1 protein-coding gene is annotated in these 1,891 nt (G+C 52.8%); it reads right to left on the reverse strand.

Annotation, left to right across the window (positions count from 1 at the left end):
* Positions 1-1,891: non-ribosomal peptide synthetase (locus tag N477_RS03150; protein WP_155731778.1), on the reverse strand; the 1,891-nt coding region annotated here is incomplete at both ends.

A 1,891-nucleotide genomic window follows, 5' to 3' on the forward strand; every position in this document is an offset into this window, starting at 1 on the left:
CTGGATAGACGGCGCTTGCAGTCCTCGGTCACAGTCGTCGATAAAAGCCGCCAGCGCTGCCAGTTCTGGCTGATTGAAAATCTCCCGCAACGGCAAGGTCACCTTAAAGGCTTCGCCACAGCGGGCAGCCAGTTTAATGGCCAGCAGGGAGTGGCCCCCCAAATCAAAGAAATTATCCCCCAGACCGACTCTTGCTATGCCCAGCAGTTGCTGCCAGATAAGCGCCAAGGCTTTTTCTGTTTCAGTCTGCGGCGCACTATACTCAACAGTGAGTCTATCAAGGTCCGGCTCCGGCAACGCATTGCGGTCGAGCTTACCGTTGGTGTTTAGCGGTAAAGCCTCCAGAACAACAAAAGCCGCTGGCACCATATAGTCAGGCAGGGTCTTACGTAGCTGTTCACGTACCGCCTCGGTAAAGACCGCTTCATCCGTTAGGCCCTCACGTGGGACCAGGTAGGCCACCAAGCGGTTATCATTATTTCCTGCTTCGCGGGCAAGCACCACGGCTTCCCTGACTCCAGCATCTTCCACCAGGCGCTGTTCGATTTCACCCAGCTCGATACGTAAACCGCGCACCTTCACCTGATGGTCTACGCGGCCAATAAATTCCAACTCCCCGTTCGCACGCCAGCGCACTAAATCGCCACTGCGGTATAAACGCTGGCAGCTGCTGCTGTCCTTGGGGTCAAAATAAGAATTGGCCACAAATTTCTCCGCCGTCAGCTCATCTCTATTCAAGTAGCCGCGAGCCAAACCCGCACCGCCGATGTAAAGCTCACCTACAACCCCCGCAGGCACCAACTGCTGGCGATTGTCCATCACATAAAACTGGGTATTGGCCACAGGCTTGCCAATATGAGGCATCACTTCCCCGTCAATTACAGCATAAGAGGCATTGATGGTGGTTTCTGTCGGACCGTAAAGATTCAGTGCTTGGCGGTCATAACGAGTCCCGTAGGCCGCTACCCTGTCCCATAACGCTTTACCTAACGCTTCTCCACCTATCATGAGGTGCAAATGGCCCCTATCTCCCTGCTCCAAGCAATCCAGCATCACCGGAACCAGTGCCGGGGTCAGGTTCAATACTTGAATATCATGTTGCGCCGTCAAGGCAAGTAGTTGTGATGGGCTTAAAGCTTCACGCTCACTTGCCACCACTAGAGTATTACCTGAGCACAGGATTAGAATCCCTTTAATCGAGGCATCAAAAGCAAAGCTGCCGTGCCACAACCAGTTGCTATTTTGCGCACCCAGCTGTTCAAGTTGATGTTCAAAAACCTGACGGAAGTTCAGTAAATTCCTTTGTTCAATAATAACCCCTTTAGGCCGTCCAGTTGAACCTGAGGTATAAATCATATAGACGGCACTATCAGGACCTAAATCACCAACAACCTCCGGGTTCTCTTGTGCCTGCCCGACAAAGATATCCCCTTTATCCAGATAAAGGACCTCTACAGCCGACTCTTGAGGTAGGGTCAGCCACGACTGGCTTAGAACCAAGTTGACGCCGCTATCGTTGAGCATATAGGCCAGCCGGGCCTGCGGATATGCCGGGTCAAGCGGCACATAGGCCGCCCCAGCCTTGAGGATCCCCAAAATACCGACCACCATATCCACCGAGCGTTCAACACACAGCCCGACTAATGTCTGTGCTTTCACCCCTTGTGCTTTCAGATAGTGGGCAAGCTGATTAGCGCGGCGGTTTAACTCACCATAAGTGAGACTTGAACCGTCACAGATCAGGGCTGTTTTCTCTGGATAGTGGCTGGCCTGCTCTGCAAAGAGTTCATGGAGACAGCACTCCAATGGGACTTCTACTGTGGTATTACTCCAGCGGTCAAGTAATTGCTCTTGCTCCTGTGCTGTCGTCAGCGCATGGCTAAAGACATCC

Source organism: Pseudoalteromonas luteoviolacea H33-S, from assembly GCF_001625695.1.
In the GTDB taxonomy this organism is placed as follows: Bacteria; Pseudomonadota; Gammaproteobacteria; order Enterobacterales; family Alteromonadaceae; genus Pseudoalteromonas; species Pseudoalteromonas luteoviolacea_B.